Origin of the sequence: Mangrovibacterium diazotrophicum, from assembly GCF_003610535.1 — a bacterium.
Classification (GTDB): Bacteria; Bacteroidota; Bacteroidia; order Bacteroidales; family Prolixibacteraceae; genus Mangrovibacterium; species Mangrovibacterium diazotrophicum.
Map to the genome: position 1 here is coordinate 3257767 of NZ_RAPN01000001.1, position 22345 is coordinate 3280111.

Sequence of the window (22345 nt, forward strand, 5' to 3'; positions counted from 1 at the left end):
TAGGGTGTCGGCTGAATTGTTTTATAAATATTAAGTTACAACAGCTCTCCTGCCAAACCTAATTCACAATCCCATCAATATACGGCCGCAAAGCGTCTCCCCAGATTTGGTATCCGGCATCGGTTGGATGGCAGAAATCACCGGCGATTTCCTTCGTCAAAATTCCCTCCGGAGTCAGCATTTGTGAACTAATATCCAGCAAGGTGATTTCATTCTCGGTGGCAAACTGCTGAAGGATTTTGTTCGTCTCATTGATCAACACCCGGCGTGGATTATCAGGCATTTCCTCGCGTGGCATAATCTGCATCAACACAATTTTGGCTCGTGCCACTTTCGACCGAACACGCATGCAAACAGCTTTCACTCCTTCTGCAATCTCGGGAGCCGTGTTCATGCGCGCATTCTGCGTCTGGCTAGTATTGTTGGTGCCAATGTGTATCACAACCAGTTTAGGGTCGAGGCCGTCCAATTCACCATGATCCAGGCGCCACAGTACATTCTGCGTGCGATCCCAGCCAAAACCGAGGTTCAGCACCCGATGACCGCCGAAAGTTGCTTCCCACGAGTTCGGGCCATTCGGTTTGCGGGCCGCTCCGTCGGCATATTTCAGCGGCGGATACTGGCCTCCCCAGAAATGAGTGATGGAGTTTCCAATCAACACAATCTCCGGATTCAGCGAATCTTTAACCGCCAGCACATCGTGATGACGCACCCACCAGTCGTAGCTGTCCTGTTCGAGTTTCGAAGCCGGGATAATCGCTGTGTTTTGTGGCTTTTGATCGTCATGTGATTTATCGCCCATCAATTCCGAAAGCAGCGGCTCCATGGCCTGTGCCCAGGCTTCCGCTCCGGCCGGCGTTGGATGCAGCCAATCGCCCAGCATGTCGTGATTGATCGAGCCATCCATGTTCAGGAAAACGTGGTTGACATCGCAATAGAACACGTGCTTGTTATCCGCCAAATGCGACACCAAATCGGAAGCGCGCTCCAGTATTCGGCGGTGCGATGTAGGGTTTGGTCCGCCGTAACATCCCGGGAAGCAGCGAAGCACGATGATTTTCGCCTCGGGACATTTTTCGCGAAGCAGGCTCACGATCTTTTCAATTCCCCCTGCCAGCTGCCCCGCTGTATGGCGCGTCGGGTAATTCTTCTCATCAATATTGTTGGTTCCGATCTCCAGCACAATCACTTTCGGCGACTGGTTCTCCAACTCGCCGTTTTCAATATTCCAGATAATATTTTCGGTACGATAGCCTGAAAAACCCAGGTTGACAGCATTGCGCGAACCGTAGTATTTTTTCCAAATCGGCTGGTACTCCGGTTTCTCAAAATTGTTGGTGATCGAGTTTCCAACAAACAGTAAATCGTATTTGTGATTTTTGACCAGCGCGACCTTTTCAGCGTGGCGCTGTGGCGAATAACCTTCAACGGGAACCGCTGCCGGGTTTTCAGCTTCCCTCGGAAAAACCATTTCTCCGTTCAAAAAAGAAGTCAAAGCTTCGGCCAGCCCCTTGTCTTCAGCATCGCCAATTTCTTTCCAGAAGGCCACACCATCGTATCCAATCCAGGTTTTGGTGTACTCACTGGCAGCTATCAACGCTGTTTGGTCCAAAACCAAAGTATCGGCAATGCACAACAAATTTGTTTTTGTGCCCAGCGGAGGATTCACGACCGGAAAGACAGTACCGAAAGTTGTCTCCTCAAAATTGGAAGGGTTAATCAGAATCAAATTGTCCGGGCGTTCGCTTTCGTTCAAATTGTTTTCCGCCAAAGCGACCAATTTCGCACCATCAGAACAACCAACCAAACTGGTGTAATCTGAGTTCAAATTGAGATTTGTACCCGCTTTAACCAGGCGAAAAGCTTTAATCACATCGGCTGTTTTCAGGCTGTCTCCTCGCAGGGTGGCAACCGCAAAACCCATTTGCTGAAATACCGACGAAACAGAAGAATCATTCGCGTCATTACTTGGATAAAGCACAACAATCCCTTTCGTAGACTTCGAGTCCGAAATTTGAAGGTAGGGAACCTCGCTGGAAGCTGCATCAGCTTTATTAAGAACCTTGCCGTCGAGATCAACAAACTGTTCTGTTTGCTGCTGACAACTGAGAATACTAATGGAAAAAAAGACAAAACAAAGTAGTTGGGTCACAAATTTCATGGGTCTAAATTTTAATATATTAAGCCGCTCCATCAATCCGACATGTCTCGATGGAACGCTTCATTGTACAAATTCGAACGTGCATTCCTGGTTTCGGCACGCGATTTCCAAAATTATTGAAAAGCAAATAGAATGAAAGGAATAAGAAACGAAAGAATACCCTAATGCGCATTTTACGCCTAAAACAAGCTGTTTGAACATTCTTTATGCTAGCAAGCAGGAACGGATTTCCGCCCAATCATCCATTTTTTGAAACCGGTTCTAGCTACTTAATTATCAACGAAATCGTCTTTGAAACCATTTTCCCGGCATCGTCAGTTGCCAGTACCTGTACTTTAAATTGCCCGGCCACCGGACTTCCGGGCAGCTCGCGCTCATAAACCGGATCAACAGCAGCAAAGGCTTCCCACCACTGCACACAACGATTCTGATCACCACTATTTAGCATTGTTTCCGCAAATTCGCGGGGTATGCGGTTCCCGTTTTCATATTGCTTGGCCGGTGTATCGTCTGTCACAACTACCCGCTCGCCTTTCTTGGTTGTAATCTCAATCAAGCCCACCGAGTTCAAACCGGTGTATTGCTGAATGTCGATCGGCTTGGTAGAAACACTGATTGACTCCACATCATAGGGCGAAATGGAGCTCAAAAAGCTGGCACTGGTTCCCATTTTTTGACCATCCAACACGATCAGTGCACCATCCTGAAACATCAGTGAATTGTTTCCTCCCGGGAAAATGATTTTATCTCCATCAAGCGTATACGGCTTAATCATTTTAATCACGTCCAGCAGTGAGCCTCCCGATGCCAATTGCTTCTTGTAGGCATCATCTTTTGCCATTTCAGCCGTTCGTTGTGGTCTGATTTTTTGAAATAGTCCTGGATTGATTTTGTAAAACTCCGGCGAAAAGGATGGTTTCAAATCGAGGGCGTGAAGCGAAAAATAGTTCTTTACCTCAACGGGGAGAACTTTCTCCAAATGTGCCCGAGTGACCCCTTCGGCTTGTTTTGCCAGTTTCTGCGAAGCCTGCACGTCACTCCAACGATTGTGTTTAATTTCATTCCCGATGAGCATATAGTTGACCGACATCTCATTTAACCGATCAGCATCAGCTAACTTATCAACACCGGCAAGTGTCGTTTCGAGCCACCCATTTACATTTAAACACCCAACAAACGAAGGCGCAGCGTCCGAAATCAGGACCTCAGGCACCACACTCACGTTGATAATTCCGGAAAGGACTTTTTCCGCCTCTCCCTTCAATTTGACTTTCAAACTATTGGGTGTATTTCTTTCAATCGAGCTCAAGGCCACGTCAGCCTCAACCTGAAGTTCGCTGTCGTTACCGATAAAAATTAACCGACTTCCCAGCTCTACCAACGATTGGTCGAGCACAACCAATTCGCATAAACCGCTCGGGAACCCTTCTTTGGAAATCTTCAATTTCTGCTCTCCTTCCACGCTCAGTTCCGTTCCCCAAATCAACCGACCACCGGCATAGGCCGCCAGGATCATATCAGTCGCAGGCATCCCCGCCAACTGCACACTGCAGTTGATAAACTCTTCGTCCAAACGAGTTACAGCCAAAGCCGCACCTGTACTTTCAACCTTGGGTAAATCAAACAATTGACCTTGCCCTATACCGTCTGTTACCAGAAATTGGTATAGTTTTCCTTGCTCCGCCGAAAATGGGAAAACGCCATAGCCGGGAGTCAAGGTTTTTAACTGCATAATTGAACTGCTCTCCCCTTTTTCAACCAAAACACCTTTCACCGCCACCGGCTGTCCCAATCGGTTGGTCACAGTAAAAGCAATTTTCTGGTTGGCGCCAGCCAAAAACTTACCTCCCTCAGCACTAAAGCGAACCGACAATTTCTCGCTTTCAACATGGAACGGAGACGAATAAACAACCGTCCTTCCGTCGCGCAAAATTAAATCCAGAGGTAGTTCAAACGGCTTGTCCGGAACGTCAATTTCGAGTTTTAAGATCCCGTTATCGTTGGTTTTTGCTTTGCCATCAACCACCAGATTGTCTCCATCCATCAACTCGTAACTCAACTTTCCGCCAAAAGGCTTTCCATCCATCTCGGTTACCCGGAATAACAAGCTGCTTTGCTTTCCCGGAGCCAATGTTTGCGGCTCCTCTTCAGCATTTACCAGCAGCGCACCCGAGTTGAAATCGTCGACAAAAATCAACTTCATAAAAACGTCATCGGGTTGGGTGGTTGCACCGCTGTAGGCAACCAACACGTAACGACCGGGAGCAATGTCAGCCGGCAAATCGAAATCGCCACGACAAATGCCGCCAACCAACTTGTATTTGTCTTCGTTGATCACCTCCCCGTCTTCGTCAAAAAGACTGACCACAAGATTATCAGAGACAGAACCGAGTGCACTCAAGCCCAAATTTCGGACAAACGCACTGAACCAAACAATGTCGCCGCCTTTGTACAAATCGCGATCGGTTTGGACGAAAATATTTTCGGAGGGCTGGTTAGCAGAATGCTTATCCAGCATTTTTTGAATCTTGTCGAATACCTTGTTGTCCTGGGCCGAACCGGCGAACAAACAGAGACAGAATAAAAAGGTTAGCAGGTTTTTCATGTTGTTGGGTTTATTGGGTTTGATTGTTGCCACTTTCGACGCCCAGTGCTCGGATCGCTTTTCGCAAATCGTCGGTGGGTTGAATGATATTGTAGCTCCCCCAAAACTCGGGGTCATAGTCGGAAATAATCTCCGTAAAAATATCGGAGCTGTTCAACTGCTCCTCTTTCGGGAATCGCCGCAAACGCGTGGGTTCGTGTTTCGTAATCAGCAAATCGGAAACGCTGTGAAACACCGAATTAACGTTATCCTCGCGGTTGCGAACCCGAAAACTCGCCGACGATTGCGCGCTGTTTAAATACCATAGTTCTCCGGTTTTTCGGTAGCTAACCTGGTAATGAAGGCCGAGCGCCCGCACAAAAAAACCTCTCGGCTTCTTGCGAATGAGCGTCTCCCGCGCCATGCGCATGCCGTATTTCGACAAACTAAATTCCGCATGAACCAAGGCAAAGTTTTCCTGATCGATAAACAGCTTCCCTTCGTAGGTCAAAAAGTCCTTTTTCCCATTGGGTGAAAAGTAGATCACATAAGTTGGCCGCCCCAGGTAATCAACCATGCTCCCGGCCTCGTATTTATAGTCCGTCCAATAGGTTTGGTCCAGGAAACTGTCCATGGTCTTCACCACATCCAATTGATTGGTGTAATACGGGCCACCCTGCATCTTAAAATCGACCCACTGAAAGGCTTCTACGTCGGCGCTTTTTCGTCCTTTTATGAAGCGAATCCGATCATCACGAAACGGTATATTGTAGGGCGCTTTTAACACCTCGAGCACCGCTTCCGAGACGTTGATGTATGCGTCATCCTGCGTTAAAACCTCCCTGTAAAAAGCTGTCATCAATCGGCTTTGTTTCGGGTAGTTTAAAGGAATATGATCAACCATCTGCTCCATCACCCACATCGGCTTAATCGCCCGAACCTTGATTTCTTTCAGGCGAATATTGATGGGATTCAGCGTGATCAGAAGGTTTTCTGCAGGCAACAACGTTGAATCGAGTAATTCGCGCTGGTAACCGAGACAAGAAACAACGATCATTTCATGCTGATACTTCGGCGGAATCTTCAATTCGAACTTGCCCTCCGTGTTTGTAATCGTTCCGAAAGCTTTATCCAAAATCGATACGCTGGCATAGGGAATTGGCTCGTTAAATTCGCGATCCATAATCAGTCCGCTGAAAATCTGGTATTCCTCCGAATCGGGCACCAAATCAAAAGACGACTCCTCCAACCGGATCACAATTTGGTTTCCCAGTTCCTGAAAAGTGAATTCAGGCCCAAGCAAATCTGAAAGGATGAATTGCAGGCTTTTATTGACATAATTAGCGTCAATACTCTGCTCAGTGTCGACCAGTGTTGGATCGTAGGAGAAGTTAATGCCTGCCAGTTCCGAGATTCTTTCCAGAACCCGATCCAACGACTCACCTTCCTCCGAGAAACTAAACCGGCGATTTAAAAAAACAGCTTCGTTACCTTGTGCTGCACCCGAAAGCGCTAAACAACAAAAGATAAGGAAGCTGATTATTTGCCGGCATTTATGCATTAAAAAACTTTCTCCAAATAAAAGGTCGTTTCAATTTCCGCCCCGTCGCGAAGAACGGTCATGTCGATTTTCCGATCTTCTTTACTCATCAGGATCAAATTTATATCATTTAATGACAAACTTTTATGGTTAGCATGATTTAACGATAAAATTTGATCATTTTCCTGCAGGCCTGCCCGCTCAGCCGGTGAACCTTCGCGCACCATATCGATGGTAAACACGGGCATTCCCGGGAACGGATTCGAAATTTCCAAACCGCTCATGTTGTAGTTGAACTCGTCTTTCACCTTGCTGGTCGGTCTCAGTTTGATCTGGTTATTCGGGTAGTCGATGGTCACATAAAAGCGCCTAAGAATCTCGGCTCCGAGTGTTCCGTTACGGTCGTCGGTGATGATTTGGTCCACCAATTCTGCTTCGGGAAACGACACGATCGGCTCATAGAGGATGAGCGGTCCAACCCAAATGCCCCCGATTCGGCCCTTCTGTCCGAACAGGTCTCCATTCAGCCCTCTTCCCAGGAAAGTTTCGATGTGATTTTCGGGCAAATTGATGCGGTCGTCCGATTTTGTCGACAACCAAATCGCATCGCTGGCACCTGTGTCCACCAATAATTTGACAGGAACATATTCATTTTTATCGGTCACAATTGTGGTACGCACGTACGGCTTGTTATGCTCAAAGTGGATCGGCATCACAATGTCGCGGTTCACCACCCGATCCCGATAATACTCAGGTTTCGTCAGGGTCAATTTATGATTGTCGTAATCGATCTCGACGACGAAATCTTTCAGCAAGTCAAACCCAATGAGCCCATGAACCGGAATTCCCAAAATCTGTGAAATCTGAAAATCTTCGTCAATTACCATGTGCACTTCCTGGTTGAACGAAACCAGCCCCGAACCGATTTTCATGGTGTTATTGCCCGAGCGATAGGCCGTCATGCCTTCGCCTTCACCCAATCCGGCAATCGGAACCGGCTGCATGTAGTTCAGACTCAATTTATCGACAAACGGAAGCTCGGTAATAATCGGAAAACGAACGCCGGTATCGAGGATAAAATTCAACGTGTCGGAATCGTTGATGATCACCGGAATGATGATCAGGTTACTGGCCGACTTAAAATCAACCGTCACCGTTTTTGTCCGCTTATTCACAAATTCGAACCGGTTTTTCCCCGGCTGAAACTTGACTTTCCGTTCGTAATCCAGGGTTTCTTTTAGCGGCACATAATCCCGCACGACAAGAATGTTGTCTTCAATTTCGAAAATGAGGTAATAATCCTTCATCAATTTTCGAAGCAACTCACGAATGGGCACATTCGAAATATTCAGGCTCACTTCTTTTCCCTCAACCAGTTTTGAGTTGTAGGAATAGTCGAGGTTGAAGATTTCACAGATGCGTTGAATGACATTGGACAAGGGTTCTTTTTCAGCAACAATACTAATGTTCTGGTCCAATATCGATTTAGGTTGATCATTTTGGGCGAAAGCTGTAAACGAAGCGAACATCATCAGGACGGTCGCCAGCGCAGTAGCCAATCTCCCACTCCATCTTTTCGTTTTCATAGCTTTATTGGTTTTCTGTTTCTAATTTTTCTGCAAGAGGTATTCGTTTTCGTTGGTTTGCTGAATTTCGAGACCATGTGTCATGGCGATCACCTCTAAAATAAACCGGACCGGCCGGTCATCGAATCGGGCAGTCAACAACAGCCGCTCCAGATCGGGATCAGCTGTTGAAATCTGCACACGGTAAACTTTGTCTAATTGTTGTATGACGTCTTTGAGGCTTGTTTTATTGAAAGAAAATGAATGGGTTTTCCACGACAGGAAATTCACATCGGTATTTTGACTCTTCTGAACCACCTGGTCATTCAAAGCCAGGACCCCTTTTTCGCCGGGAATGAGAACCACTTTCTCACCGGTTTCAGTCAGCTCGTTCGACGAAACCCGCACCCTACCGGTTTGTACAACTACCGATACTTCGCCATTTTGAGGATAGGCATTTACATTGAAGGAAGTTCCCAAGACCTGGATATCCGCTTTCCCGGCGTGGATGATGAATGGCTGTTCCGGATTGGGCTGCACTTCGAAAAAGCCCTCGCCGTCGAGCGTCACTTCCCGGTACTTTCCATTAAACTCATCCGGGTAAGTCAAGGTACTTCCGTAGTTCAGAGTCACCACCGAACCGTCGGCCAGTACAATTTCTGTAATGTCAGCATTTTGGCCTGAGGCGATTTCTTTTTGAGTATTGAATCCGTTTCTTCCACTCATCCAATAGCCGGCACCGCCTAAAAAGAGCGCAATAGCTACAACCGCCGCAATCCGGCTCCAGAATTGGATCGTTTTCTTTGGCTTCAAGGTCGCGGCCTGATTCCTGGCCACATCAATTTTTGTGAAAGCTTCTTTTGCTGAAAATCGTTTTTGCTGAAAATAAAGGTCAACTTGACGAGCAGTCTCGCGGATGTCTTTCAATTCATCCTCATCCCAATCCGCAGCGAGCGATTCGGAATTTTCGGCAGTTGGTTCGTCAAACAAGTGCTTGGCCAATGCTGCCCATTTTTCGTCGGTATTGTTTCGGTTTGTTTCCATTTGCCCCTATGACAAGGAGCTACCCGAAACACCCTGAATGGAAATCAAAAATATTTTTGAAAAATGCTGATTCCGATCAGCAGATGGCGGTATTCCTTCAGATCCTCGCGCAGTTGTTTCAGTGCGAGCCCCATTTGTGTTTCAACGGTTTTTACTGAAACCTCCAGTTTTTCCGCTATTTCGCGATAAGTCAATCCCTCTTCCCGACTTAGTTTGAATATTTCTTTCCGTTTCGGTGGAAGTGCTTCAACACTCGCTTCAATTTTTTGCTGCAAATCAACCTCCAGAAAATATTGCCCAGGCTGAAGCTGCTCCTGTTCCGACCGAATCATCTCCAGGTATTTCTGCTCGACCTTCTGATGATTGACCCAGTTAATCAACTGATTCTTGACTGCCCGAAACAAATAGCTTTTGACCGACGAATGCACCTGGATTTCTTTGCGTTTCACCCAAACCTGCACAAAAACTTCCTGCACCAGCTCCTGGGTTTTCTGGTCATCGTGCAAAAACTGGAACGCGTACACACACAGCCCCGAATAGTACCGATTGAAAAGCTCACTGAACGCTTTTTCATCGTCATGCAAAATTTTCGCGAATAGTTCCAGGTCAGTCTGTGTGTTCATTTTAGGGAAAATAGGGTGCAAATTTCAAAGATGGCTTAAAACCGACAAAACGAAGATGATGTTACTATATTTTTCAACATAAGCAAAGATTCTATATTTGCAATAATCCTGAAAATTCGAACACTATGCAAAAATCATCATCTTCAGCGCGGTTTAGCCGGGCATTTTGGGTAGCCAACTCGGTTGAGCTGCTCGAGCGACTGGCTTACTACGCCGTTTTCATCGTAATCACCATCTACCTATCCAACGTTTGGGGTTTCTCCGACATCGAAGCGGGCTGGATCAGTGGTATCTTTTCGGCTACCTTATACCTGCTACCAACCTTCCTCGGCGCTTATGCTGATAAAATTGGCTTCCGGAATGCGATTATCATTGCTTTTTCTCTGTTAACAGCCGGATATGCGGGGCTGGGTATCCTTCCAACGTTGCTCGAAAGTGCCGGTTTGGTAAGCTACGGAATGGAAACAACTTTCAACGGACTCAACACAAGCGCGCTCCGTTGGACCATTGTCCCGGTTATGGTACTGATCGTGATCGGTGGCTCATTCATCAAATCGGTGATCTCGGGAACTGTCGCCCGCGAAACCACTTCCGAAACACGTGCCCGCGGCTATGCCATCTTCTATATGATGGTCAACATCGGCGCTTTTATCGGTAAAACAGTGGTTGACCCGCTGCGCAAAAGCTTGGGCGATCAAGGGCTGGTTTACCTGAACTTCTTCTCGGCATCCATGACTGCACTCGCATTAGTTGCGGTGTTCTTCCTGTATAAATCGGTTCAAACCGAAGGACAAGGCAAAACATTCCGCGAGCTGGGCCACGGGCTTGTCAAAGTAGTCAGCAATGTGAAGCTTGTAATCCTGATCCTGATCATCAGCGGCTTCTGGATGATTCAAGGACAGATGTACGCCACCATGCCGAAATACGTCATCCGCATGATCGGACAGGACGCATCACCGGGCTGGTATGCTAACGTTAACCCGCTGGTGGTTTTCCTGTTAGTGAATTTGGTTACGACCATTATGAAAAAATATACCGCTTTGCGCTCCATGACGATCGGAATGTTGATCATTCCACTATCCGCCCTGGTCATGTCGCTGGGCACGCAGGTGGGCAAAGAAGCGATCCTCGGGATGCACCCGGTTGCTTTTATGATGATCGTCGGAATAGCAATGCAGGCCATTGCTGAATGTTTCATCACTCCCCGTTACCTGGAGTATTTCTCACTGCAATCGCCCAAAGGAGAGGAAGGGCTTTACCTTGGATTTAGCCATCTACACTCCTTCGTTTCCTATTTATTCGCTTTCGGCTTGGGTGGATTCCTGCTGGATAAGTATTGCCCTGATCCTCGTTTGTTCGATTCAACCGAAGCATACGGAGTGGCAACGCAGCACGCCCACTACATTTGGTTCGTTTTTGTCGGAATCGGTTTAATTTCGGCGATTGCACTGTTGATTTACGGTTACTTGGTGAAGCAAAAACCGGCGGCTTCAGTTTAAACTCCCATAAAAATCGGTCAATGCGAAAATATTTTTCAAAAAAAGTTCAAACACAAAATGCGCACATACAACTGAAATACAACGACTTTTAAACACACCTGAAAAATCAGCTCATTGAATTTCAAAAGTTTTTTCTGAGAATGCTTTGAGCGAATAATATTTCCACTATTTTTGCATCGCTAATTCAGCCACGGGTAAGTAATTCGAAAGAAAACCAAACCCAGACCACACGCCCGGGTGGCGGAATTGGTAGACGCGCTGGACTCAAAATCCAGTGATAGCAATATCGTGCGGGTTCGATTCCCGCCCCGGGTACAGAGCCCCAATCATCACTGATGGTTGGGGTTTTTTGTTTTACATCCCCACCCCTTCGTCGACGAAATCCAAACCTTTGTCTACACAAAACCCATGAATTCAACCTCTTTGCTCACCCTAAAAACCATGTTTTATGTTTACAATATAACCTCCTAACACCTCCCAACTCAAATTACACATTGCAACTTACAAGCACAACTAAATCTCAGTCAAACCGTAGAACAACACAAAGCATAGAACACTTACGGATTCTATATTCTTTTTTTATATTAAATTTGATATACTCTTAAAACAAACAACAAAGTAGCTCAACTAGCTCTCTCATTCTTACCGATTCATACCGTCCTTGATGGATATCGATTGATGAGAGAGCAATTGGTAATTGGTAATCGTTCCGCATAAAATCGGCGCGATATACGAACGTTTAAGTTACCCCAAAAACAGAACTCCGATGAAATGCAAGTGTATTATTGTTGAAGATAAACCACCCGCCCTCGAGACCATCAAAAACTACGCAAATTCCCTGGCTAACCTCGAAGTGGTCGGAACTTTTCAGAATGCCTTTCAGGCTATTGCTCTTCTCAACCAAGTAAAAATTGACTTGATGTTTCTCGACATCAACATCCTCATTCTATTAGGAACGAAGGTGCTCAGCTCTATTCTTCACCCTCCAAAAATCATTTTTACCTCCGAACACAAAGAGCTGGCAATTGAAGCATTCGAACTCGATGCCGTCGATTACCTGCTAAAACCGGTATCCTTCGAACGTTTCCTGAAAGCTGTCAACAAATTTTGCGACCTCGACCAGACGGATCAGACGAATAAAAATCCCGATTTTCTATACTTCCGCTCCGACCGAAAAATGGTTAAAGTGTTTTTGAATGACGTTACTTACATTGAAAGCTTCAAAGATTATATTGTGATTCATCGACTGAGTTTGCCCGCATTAAAAGTGAAATACCCAATTGGAAGTGTCGAAAACATGCTGCCGCAACGCAAGTTTCTGCGCATCCACCGCTCCTTCATTGTATCAATTTCTAAAGTCACAGCATTCACCAACAATGATGTGGAAATTGGCACAACCGAACTCCCCATCGGAAGGAGCTATCCGGAGGTTGCAAAACGACTGACAGTTGACGGCGCCCTATAGACAACAAACGACTTTTAAAAGAATAGAACTGCCCGGCACCACACACAGGATGCCTTGTGCCGGGCAATTGCCGAATTTATTACTCACCGGCAATAGGCCAATCTGCTCATTGGCAAAACATGAACAGGTGCAATTATTAACCGCAAGAATAAACCGCTACTTAATCGGCCTCAAGTTATTCTGAAAAACATATGAAGCTATTTTTTCGCCCAATGCATTGCCTTCTTCAATATCGTGCCTGAAATTGTGCCCTCCATAGAGACGCGACAGCCCCATAATTTCTCCGACTTCAGCGATATCATTATAAGTTCGTTGCTCATTGGGAGCAGAATAACTGCCCACAACCACCGGCCCAACCGGCTTTCCCAAGACTTCGCTAATTATAACAACACCTCCTCTTCCCGCTACAGCATAGGTTGACGGATAGGCAGGCAAAGGAGGAATAGCTCTGGCCGCTGTAACGGCGTTCCAACCCGCATCTCCCTCCGTGTCTTCATTTCCGTCGTTATTCCCCTCACGAATGGCAGTAAATGGTCGCCAAAAGTTGTAGAAATAGAGCTCGTGAAATCCGCAAATAATGGCATCAATCTGAACCATATTAGTCAGTGCCAGCAAACGGGCTGCATCCCAACCGCCCAATCCCTCAGAGATTGCAACATAGCGCGCCACCCGGTTAATCATACTGGGCATATTGTCGGTGAAGAAAATAACATCGGCAGTTTGCTCTGCCGTACGCACCGCAGAAGTGTTGGAACCAATTGATTTGACTTCATCATAATCAGCGGTGTATTCAGGTGAATTGATGGAATATGGCGCGGAAGCCGGGAACTGATTGCCGGCCATAACCCCAAAAGGCGACAGGTTACCCAAAGTAGCACCGTACACTGCGTTATCCGGCCAAACAGGAGGAAAGGCAACAGCATAAGGCATCGTTGAACGATATTCTCCAGGTATGGTTCCCTGCGGGTAACTGGAGAAGCTAAAACCGGTGTCGCTGGCACGTTTATCCTGCACAGCCAGTGCAGCGCTTTTACCAATCTCAATTCCTAAATCTTTAGACTCCGAATCGTCAATTCCTTCCAAACAAGTCTGCAAAACAGAATCAGCTTTTGCTGTATATGACGTAAAAAGTGACACCAAAACATCATGAGCGGCCTGCGACACTGCTGCGTCTGAAATCGCAGCAACAGTCTTTTTAGTAACCTCTTTCGAGCCTGTGCCCGAATTGTCCAAAGCATACGTGTGAAACATCGGGTAAACATTATTCAGCGCATCGTGCATCGCAATGGAAACCATCGCGTAGACTCTCGCCTCTGCCGGAGCAGGTAATTTGGTATCTATTGCGAGGCTGGTTGTCTCTGACCATTTCAGCACCATATCGCCACTGTACGACTTCACGACCCCGTTTCCCAAAAAATCGGAGCTATCAACAAAATCGTTTTTCTTTTCACAAGCAACGATCGCTACACACAACAAAAGCATGTAAGCCAAAACCTTGAAATTGCCTTTCATAATCGTAATTTTTAGAGTTTCTGATCTAAAATTACGATACACGAACTGGCGGTTTTCAGGATGTCGCTCATGGTTGGGTTCCGGAAGACGAATTAACAAATTCAGTCGACGAAGGAATTTGCATCTCACTCCAAGGTCCCTCAAATATGATCCTTTGCAGATTGAAAATCGAAGCCCCCATTTTTTGACCGCTCTGCAGAATGACTATGCTGCAACCAGCTTAAATCAAAAAAAAGATCGAACGAATTGAAATCGATAAATTCAGATTCAAAAGCGTTCGATCTTCGGATCAAGAGCCTACTACGGGTCCTCGAATTTATGAGGCACCGCGCAGTTCGGCCAAGTCATCATCGAGCAGTCCCCTACCAATTTTAGCATTTAATGCAGTCGAAATTAGATCAATCGCAGCCAGAGAGACAGCGCCTTCCCCGCCCATCATCCGAATCGGGGATAACATGCCAGGCAGCGCCGCAAAAATTTCATTCACCTTTTCATCTTCCGGGTTATCGTCTTCGGGAACCTTATTCAGATGGCGCATAGTGAGTCCCAAGTCGACGCACGAAAAAACCCAATAACAAAAGATTGAAATTTCGTCACGGCGTTTCATACGTTGTATTTTTGGTGGTTCTTTGGAACTGCTAGCAGCCTTTCCGATAGAAAACATAACTAAAGCTACGTCGAGCCAATAAACAGCGGTTCGCCATCCCCACATCACCCGTTCACTGCGGAGCATTTCCTTTTCATCATTCTCCAATGCATCAAACTTGCTTCCTCTTAACTTATGCTTACAAAGATTGTAAGGCCGACCTCCCGGAAAACCCGGTGACGAGGGGAAGCTGGCCAGCCAACTAATTCCGCTCAACGCCAGACTGACGATTTCCAGCCCAAGACCTGCTGTTACCTCGTTTAACTTATCATCTTCGCCTTCGGCAAAAGCATCCAGAATACAGTTAATGACTCCGTTCATAACATCAACCGTAAGTGCTGCACGGCCCCAAACCTTCACCGATCGTATTCTTGCAGCGCTGGCTCGTTGATTCTCATCTTCGTTTGCGGCGGAATCTTCACCAGTCGAATCAACGGAGATAGACAAGAGCAAGGTGCTTTGCACACTGAGGTTATCCCCATCCGAAGCAGCAAAATCGGGCAGTGGCTCTCCCTCGAAAGGTTTTTCTCCGGATATCAATTTAGAAATGGCTGTAAGCGGTATGGCGACAAGCAGCGATGTAAGATTAAGAATATTAAGCTTGCCTGCACCAATGAGCTTGAATAAATCGGAAATGAAAGGAATCTTAATCTCGCCATTGAGTAAATTTTGAAAGAGCTGAACAGCTTCTTCGAGCACATTTAGAAAATCGCCCACCAGATCCCCTGCAATTTCCAACAGCTGAATAATGGAATCGCGGGCAGCTTCGATTAAAACAGCAAGGGCTAGTTGCGGCCGAAGCGGATTTTTAACAAGGGCGACAAGGGCATCTGCAAGTCCTCCAATGCCGATGGACAGTAAGTCGGTAATACTTTTGATACGTTCGAAAAAGACGCCCATGAAGTCGGCTAGTCCGCCGGCCCCCTTCTGCTCCGGTGCATCAGGTGCGGTTTGGGCACCTTTCTTTTTACTGCCACTCAACAACTTGGAAAAAAACCACTCCACCGATTCGGGTAAAACAGACCGACTGCTCTGAACTTCCGACGGTTCGACACCCAAAGCTTCCACCAGTTTATTCATACCATCTTCGACCGAATCCTGCAAACCATCCACAAAGTCGGCGACCGCGTCTTTGGCATTTTCAATACCATCTTTCATGGCAACGAAGCCCGAGTTTACAGCTTTGACCAGGTAGCGCTGGGTATCCAGGATATCTTTCCAGGCGAAGAGGGCCCGTAAAAATTCAATCGCTTTTTCAATGGCACCCATAATTTTCTCGAACAATCCTTCGACAAATCCAGCGACTTTCTCCACCGTGTCGAGCACAAAAGAAACGAGTTTCCCGCCTACATCAACAATAATGTTCATCGTATTTTTTGCTGCTGCCGAGGCTACGCCAGCCAGATCCTTCGCAAAGCCAATGGTGACCGATTTAGCTCCACTCACCGCACTCTTGATCGCCCTTCCGATTTTAAGCCGGGCGGCGGCGGCGCTCAAGGATTGAAGTTCATCATCTGCTCCACTGCTCGCTTCTGCAAGTATTTTCAGGAAATCATCTTCTTTAACTGGTTCTTCCCAAATGGCTTTAGTGGCACTCACCGACGACATTATCAACGGGTTGTTATTAGCCGGGGCTGAAGTTGTTTCGGCATCCGAAAATTTAATTGCCCAGGGCTTGGGCTCGGTAGCATCAGAAACCAGCCGACTCGCCGATGTTTTGGCACTGAACTCGTTTTTATCTACTCCGTCGGCTTTGGTTACCGAAGGTGCGTTTTCAGGCACCACTGTTGCCATGACCCGAGAAATGGTGTTTTGGGCAGCAGCAATCTCGGTTTGAGTGAACGCATTTTGATCTACAAGCGGGTTACCCTCGGCGTCCTTGGCATTCCAAAGTTCATCGGGCTGCATGTTGGCAATTTTCCGATGCACTTCGCGATCGGGGAACAATACCACGCGCTCATTGGTCGCCATCGATTGGGTTTTAAACTTCAGGCCCGGGGTGCTCAGCCCTTCTGCCTCGGAGGTTATCATGATTCGCCCCATCGCGTTGGGCTTCACTTTTACCGAACTTACTTCATCAACTTCGTAGGTTTCGTCATCTATTTCAATAACAGTGAAGTCGGTAGCCGAAATTTCGACCTCTTCGTTCGTGCCCGGAGGAAAAGCAACAATGGTACGATAGGAGCTAAATTCCTCCAGCTCATTGTCCACCATGCGGTAGTCCTGCCCAAGCACGGCGCTGTACGACTCAAACACATCTTCGGGTGCAAGCGTACGAAAAATGCGCAACGATGAAAGTCGGTCGTGCCCAATCTGTCCCTCCCCTAAGCTACTGCTGTTTTTCAAGTAATCCTCAATTTCATTTTCCCGATTCTTTTCATTGACTTTCAAATCCGGATTAGCAAACAAACTCACTCCGGTACCCGGCCCCAGCCGAATTGACGAAGCCACATTATCCAGGTTCGGAAACACATTTAGGTTACGATACACACCCTCCAGGCCAGGTTCACCATCGTTTAAAATCCATGCCCGCCCATGGTAATAGGAATGTTCGTACAAGGCTACTTCTCCGGGCGACAGCTCCCCCACCTGCCCTTCAGTTTCGGCTATCTTCGATGCCCGGTAAAAAAGGCTTCGTTTTTCGGGCTTGGATGTCCAGACAAATAATTTATCCTCTTCGCGAAGCCGCAACCAGCGTTCATGTTTAAAATCAACAATCGAGAAGAAACCTTCGTCACCGTCACTATCGTCGATAAGTAGCAACGAAGTGCGCTGCTTGTTGATCAAAAACTGACTGAAATACCCTTCAGGCTGACCAGGCGACACCAACTGAATTTGTTGCAGCGAATCATTGAATTGAAACTGAAAAAGCTCGTTGACCGTTCGGCTGGAAGCTGTAGTTAGCAGGGCGCGGTCGGCACTCAGGTATTCACCATTAGGCGCCTGCAACAACCACTTGCCCGTAAATGGATCGTTACGGCTCGACCAAATTTGAATGGAACGCAGATAGGCACCAATCTTTGTCGATGGAATATTATCGATATCAGCATAAAGTTTCAACGCCTGCCCTTTGAAATCGACATATTGGTAGAGCGTTGCTCCGGTATTTGGCCCCAGGCGGATCTCCCTAAACTGTGTCTCGAAGCCGTCGAGATTTGCACGGGCAATGGATAAAATTACGGCCGTGTCGTCGGTACCAATCAATTCAATTTCCCCGGGGTTCAAAGCTCGGTTAAACGGGATGACAAGGTTTTGAATCTCTACCGGATTTAGTGCACTCTGGTAAATGCGAAGATCTTCGTACCTGGCAATCGGCGTTCCTCGCTTCCAGTCGCCCAGACGCACTTCAGCACTGTTAGTGATATTGGCAATGCCGGTTTCAGATTTGGCTTCAACAACAAACTGCCCGTCGAAATAAACCTGCAAAACAACTCCTTTCCGAACAAAAGCCAAATGGTGCCATTTACCGTCGGATAGCTTAAGATCATTGGTTTTGGCCACAATGTAATTGGTCCCATTGCCATCCTGATCGACCTCAAACCAGAGGTTGTGTTGATGATTACTCCGGATGGCGAAGAAATTGCCGTGCCCACTCACCGATCGGTTTCCGAAAAGATCTAAATCATCCTGTCTTTGATTATGAAAAATGCGTACACCGAAAGCAATCGTAAAATCACTGGTGCCAAACTGCCCAATTTCTGCAGGAAATACAATTTTTTGATTGAGTCCGTTAACCTTGACGGCATCGCCAAAACGACCGTAACCTTCGTAATAAGTGCCAAATAACTTCCCTTCAATTCCTTTTACGCTGTCTTTGACGATTGAACCTTCGCGCTCTTGAAAAGTCCAATGATAGCTGGGTTGAACTGCCATAAGTTCTTAAATTTTGTTGTTCATCTGAAAAAAATTGGATAACTGCCGGCGAAGTAAACGTCGACATGCGCAGATCGAATGACCTGTTTCAGAGAAAAGGATTCATATCTCCCATTCAATTTACGATAATTATTGCAATACAAAAATAAAGATCGACCAACCAAAATCGCCAAAATAACTCCCGATGAAGAACTTATACGCGAGAAAACGACTATCTATAAGCTTTACAGCAAAGCATTGAAACGGAAAAACAAACCGGTATTTAACAGTATTTAACACACTGGTCGTCAAAAGCACGAAATTGAGCCGTTTATCGAAATCCCAATAAAACAAAATTCAACCTGTGACGATTTCTGCCTGGCAAAATTCCGGCAAGTCTCACGCGTTGCAATAACAATGTGAAAAACTCAGTTTTCACACCCGCCCCAAAAATCAGCTGGCACAACTATCCTTTATATTCTCATATCGAATAGCCAGGCACCACACCACTGAACCACACCGGGAGCTGTACTTTTCAACTAAAAAATCCAATTCGAACAACCGAAACAGTCAATAATCCTCGAAAAACATGGACCTAACAAAAACATATCATTTAAACACTCACAAACAATACTTTACACACGAACAGAATCGTTACTCGTCATACCTTCCGTAAAAAACGACACCGAGGTATAGCATTTGAAAGTCAGATGCAATATCTTTGTTAATCAAGATTAAAAGCAAAAACATGATTGTGGTGGATTCGCTAAAAATATTGATCGCCGAGGATGTGGAATCCAATTTCCTCTATCTGAATGCTGTGCTTAGTAAAATCAAAGCGGAAATTGTATGGGCCAAAAACGGGCGGGAAGCTGTTGAGCTTTTTAAAAAACACGAAAATTTTGACCTCATTTTAATGGATCTTCAAATGCCGGAAATGAATGGATACGAAGCCACCCGTTTGATTAAATCGATTAATCCGAATATCCGGATCATTGCTCAAACAGCCTTTGCGATGGCCGAAGACCGGGCAAAAGCATTGGAAGCCGGCTGCGACGAATACCTGGCAAAACCAATTCGTTCCAAAGATCTTTTGAACTTGGTCGAAAAGTTCATGCACGTCTGAAACTGACTACATTTTGAATATTGTCAACGTTCATTTCCTTGCAGAGGTGAACGTTTTTTATTGCCGGAATCGTTCAAAAGCAATCTCATTTATTACTTTTGAGAATTCACAAAACCGAAAATGGATAACAAACAATACCTTTTAGACAAACGCTATTTGAAAATGGCCGCCATCTGGGCGCAAAACTCGTATTGCAAACGTCGGCAAGTCGGAGCCATCCTGGTCAAAGACAAAATGATTATCTCCGACGGCTACAACGGCACACCCTCCGGATTTGAAAATAATTGTGAAGACGAAAACAATAAAACCAAACCATACGTTCTGCATGCTGAAGCGAATGCGATATCCAAAGTTGCCAAATCGAGCAACAGCAGCGATGGCGCTACCATGTATGTCACCTCTTCACCTTGTATGGAATGCTCCAAATTAATTATTCAGGCCGGTATTAAACGCGTTGTTTTTACCGACAATTACCGATTGGAAGATGGCATTGAACTACTGAAAAGAGCAAATATTGAAGTAGTTCAGGTAGAAATTGAAGATTAGGAATACGAAAACAGAAAACAAAAAATGAACAAGCGAATTGGCATCTATTTACCACTGCTGATAGCAGTGTCCGTAATCGTAGGTATATTTCTGGGCAACCACTTAAGCACCCAGTCCCCGCAAATTGGTTTTCAAAATTTGTCGGCTCCAAGGCCGGATAAACTCAGCACAATCACAGATCTGATTTCCAATGCCTACGTCGACTCTGTCGATATCAATAAAATTGAAGAAGATGCCATCCCGGTTCTTTTAAAAAATCTGGATCCACACTCCACCTATATTCCAGCTCAAGACATGCAGGAAGTGAACGAAGAAATGCAGGGAAATTTCGGCGGTATCGGCGTTCAGTTCTCCATTCACAACGACACCGTTCAGGTTGTTGATGTGATTTCCGGTGGTCCTTCCTCAAAACTTGGCATTCAGCCGGGCGACCGCATTGTCATGGTTGATGACTCGCTCATCGCCGGCAATGGTGTTAAAAACGAAACCGTTCTGAATTTGCTGCGCGGCGAAAAAGGGACACAGGTAAACGTTGGCATTAAGCGGAAAGGGTTTAAAGATCTGATGAGTTACGACATCACACGGGGTGATATTCCAATCATCAGTGTCGATGTGAGCTACATGATCAACGACACAACCGGTTACGTGAAAGTTAGCCGCTTCGCAGAAAAAACATATGCCGAATTCATGAAAGCGGTGAGCACCATCAATGGCGAAGGTGCCAAGCAAATCATCGTTGATCTGCGCGGAAACCCGGGAGGATACCTGATGGCTGTCGTAAAAATGGTCAACGAATTTTTGGATGAAGGCGACCTGATTGTTTACACTGAAGGACACTCGCAACCACGCAAAACATACAACGCGACCGGAAAAGCGCATTGGGCCGACAAACGGGTTTTTGTGTTGATGGACGAATATTCAGCTTCGGCCAGTGAAATTTTTGCCGGAGCACTGCAGGACAACGACAAAGGTATCATTGTTGGACGCCGCTCGTTCGGGAAAGGCCTGGTTCAGGAGCAAATTCCTTTCAGCGACGGATCGGCTTTGCGCCTGACTGTTGCCCGCTACTATACCCCCAGCGGACGTAGCATCCAGAAACCGTACACCGACGGAACCGACGAATATTACCACGACATCATGAACCGCGCTGTTCACGGGGAATTCCAGGAAGCAGACAGTATTCATTTTTCCGACTCACTGAAGTATGAAACAAAAGGCGGACGGATTGTCTACGGCGGAGGCGGTATTATGCCCGACTATTTCGTTCCGCTTGATACCATGGGCTATTCCGATTACTATTCGAAGATCGTTCAAAAGGCATTGGTCTACAACTTTGCATTCGACTACGCCGATAAAAACCGCGACAAATTGCTTAAACTGACTTCTGCCAGACAATTTGAACAATACCTGACCGATGTGAAGATCATGGATCAGTTTATTGCCTTCGCTGCCGGTAAAGGTGTAAAACGCAATGAGGCCGACCTGAAAATTTCGGGCGACATTATCGAACACCAACTCATGGCTTACATTGCCCGGAACATTATCGGCGACGTAGGATTCTACCCAATCATACAGGAAATAGACAAAACATTGTTGAAAGCGATCGAACTTTCCGAAGAAAATCAAACATTAACTCAACTTTTGGCTGTAACAAAATAAAATCTCGTTCGTCATATGGGGAAATGTGCAGAAAACCCCATGACCGTTGAAGATTATAACGAGGCCGTAAACAAACATGCCGACGGAGTTTTTCGATTTGTTTTGAAAAATATTCGCGACGAAGAAAAAGCGCGCGATATTGTTCAGGACAGTTTCGAGAAGCTTTGGCTTCATCGGGAGCAGGTTTCTGGAGAGAAAGTGAAAGCTTATCTCTACTCGACGGCTTACCATCGTTTAATCGATTTGATTCGGAAGGACAGTCGCTTGAGTATCGTGGAAGAAGTTCAGTCGGAAGAAGTTCACTTCGAGCAATATTCCGATCTTCACGAGATCCTCAACAAAGCTATTCTTCTGCTCCCCGACGATCAGCGTTCGGTACTGCTGTTGCGCGATTACGAAGGTTATTCCTACAAAGAAATAGCCGAGATTACCACCCTCAACGAGTCGCAGGTGAAAGTTTACATTTACCGCGCCCGGGTGTTTTTGAAGAATTACATTGGTAAAATGGACGTTTTAGTTTGAA

The 22345-nt window shown here is 46.2% G+C and carries 14 protein-coding genes and 1 tRNA gene; 7 read left to right on the forward strand and 8 right to left on the reverse strand.

The features are described 5' to 3' along the window. Nucleotides 1-58: 58 nt before the first annotated feature. From BC643_RS23530 to BC643_RS12800, 6 genes are all read right to left on the reverse strand, one after another. A complete protein-coding gene (locus BC643_RS23530) occupies nucleotides 59-2161 on the reverse strand; it encodes a GDSL-type esterase/lipase family protein (protein WP_211338049.1) in 2103 nt (700 codons plus the stop codon). A gap of 265 nt (nucleotides 2162-2426) precedes the next feature. Further along, nucleotides 2427-4766, reverse strand: coding sequence for an MG2 domain-containing protein (locus BC643_RS12780; protein WP_170154539.1), 2340 nt, complete (start codon nucleotides 4764-4766; stop codon nucleotides 2427-2429). Between the two features lie 10 nt (nucleotides 4767-4776). After that, a complete protein-coding gene (locus BC643_RS12785) occupies nucleotides 4777-6306 on the reverse strand; it encodes a carboxypeptidase-like regulatory domain-containing protein (RefSeq protein WP_120273458.1) in 1530 nt (509 codons plus the stop codon). Then, nucleotides 6306-7871 carry an aspartyl protease family protein gene (locus BC643_RS12790; RefSeq protein ID WP_120273459.1) on the reverse strand — a complete coding sequence of 522 codons (1566 nt, stop codon included), beginning with the start codon at nucleotides 7869-7871 and terminating at the stop codon, nucleotides 6306-6308. Before BC643_RS12790 ends, BC643_RS12785 begins: the two co-directional genes overlap by 1 nt. Nucleotides 7872-7892: 21 nt before the next feature. Beyond that, nucleotides 7893-8894: a FecR family protein gene (locus BC643_RS12795; RefSeq protein WP_120273460.1), complete on the reverse strand. Its 1002-nt coding sequence runs from the start codon at nucleotides 8892-8894 to the stop codon at nucleotides 7893-7895. Between the two features lie 44 nt (nucleotides 8895-8938). Next, the gene (locus tag BC643_RS12800; RefSeq protein WP_120273461.1) at nucleotides 8939-9517 is read right to left on the reverse strand and encodes an RNA polymerase sigma-70 factor; all 579 of its coding nucleotides are present in this window, start codon (nucleotides 9515-9517) and stop codon (nucleotides 8939-8941) included. A 125-nt stretch (nucleotides 9518-9642) separates the two neighbouring features. Here BC643_RS12800 and BC643_RS12805 point away from each other — a divergent pair, with 125 nt between their 5' ends. The 3 genes from BC643_RS12805 to BC643_RS12815 all read left to right on the forward strand — a co-directional run bounded on the left by BC643_RS12805 (nucleotide 9643) and on the right by BC643_RS12815 (nucleotide 12481). Further along, entirely contained in the window at nucleotides 9643-11016 is a 1374-nt protein-coding gene (locus BC643_RS12805) for an MFS transporter (RefSeq protein WP_120273462.1), read from the forward strand. A gap of 231 nt (nucleotides 11017-11247) precedes the next feature. Next, a tRNA-Leu gene (locus tag BC643_RS12810) sits at nucleotides 11248-11331 on the forward strand. A 451-nt stretch (nucleotides 11332-11782) separates the two neighbouring features. Continuing rightward, entirely contained in the window at nucleotides 11783-12481 is a 699-nt protein-coding gene (locus BC643_RS12815) for a LytR/AlgR family response regulator transcription factor (protein ID WP_120274269.1), read from the forward strand. 156 nt (nucleotides 12482-12637) lie between these two features. Here the strand turns inward: BC643_RS12815 and BC643_RS12820 are convergent, their stop codons facing one another. Together BC643_RS12820 and BC643_RS12825 are read right to left on the reverse strand one after the other, a co-directional pair. Further along, the gene (locus BC643_RS12820) at nucleotides 12638-13993 is read right to left on the reverse strand and encodes a vanadium-dependent haloperoxidase (RefSeq protein ID WP_120273463.1); all 1356 of its coding nucleotides are present in this window, start codon (nucleotides 13991-13993) and stop codon (nucleotides 12638-12640) included. 316 nt (nucleotides 13994-14309) lie between these two features. Continuing rightward, complete coding sequence (locus BC643_RS12825; RefSeq protein WP_120273464.1) at nucleotides 14310-18512, reverse strand: LamG domain-containing protein; 4203 nt, start codon at nucleotides 18510-18512, stop codon at nucleotides 14310-14312. Nucleotides 18513-19239: 727 nt separating this feature from the next. On the opposite strand from BC643_RS12825, the gene BC643_RS12830 reads away from it, so the two are divergent. The 4 genes from BC643_RS12830 to BC643_RS12845 all read left to right on the forward strand — a co-directional run bounded on the left by BC643_RS12830 (nucleotide 19240) and on the right by BC643_RS12845 (nucleotide 22344). After that, nucleotides 19240-19617, forward strand: a complete 378-nt coding sequence (locus tag BC643_RS12830) for a response regulator (protein WP_120273465.1) — start codon at nucleotides 19240-19242, stop codon at nucleotides 19615-19617. A 120-nt stretch (nucleotides 19618-19737) separates the two neighbouring features. Next, complete coding sequence (locus tag BC643_RS12835) at nucleotides 19738-20163, forward strand: deoxycytidylate deaminase (RefSeq protein WP_120273466.1); 426 nt, start codon at nucleotides 19738-19740, stop codon at nucleotides 20161-20163. A 24-nt stretch (nucleotides 20164-20187) separates the two neighbouring features. Beyond that, nucleotides 20188-21822, forward strand: coding sequence for a S41 family peptidase (locus BC643_RS12840; protein ID WP_120273467.1), 1635 nt, complete (start codon nucleotides 20188-20190; stop codon nucleotides 21820-21822). Nucleotides 21823-21837: 15 nt separating this feature from the next. After that, nucleotides 21838-22344, forward strand: coding sequence for an RNA polymerase sigma factor (locus tag BC643_RS12845; RefSeq protein WP_245994946.1), 507 nt, complete (start codon nucleotides 21838-21840; stop codon nucleotides 22342-22344). Nucleotide 22345: the final 1 nt, after the last annotated feature.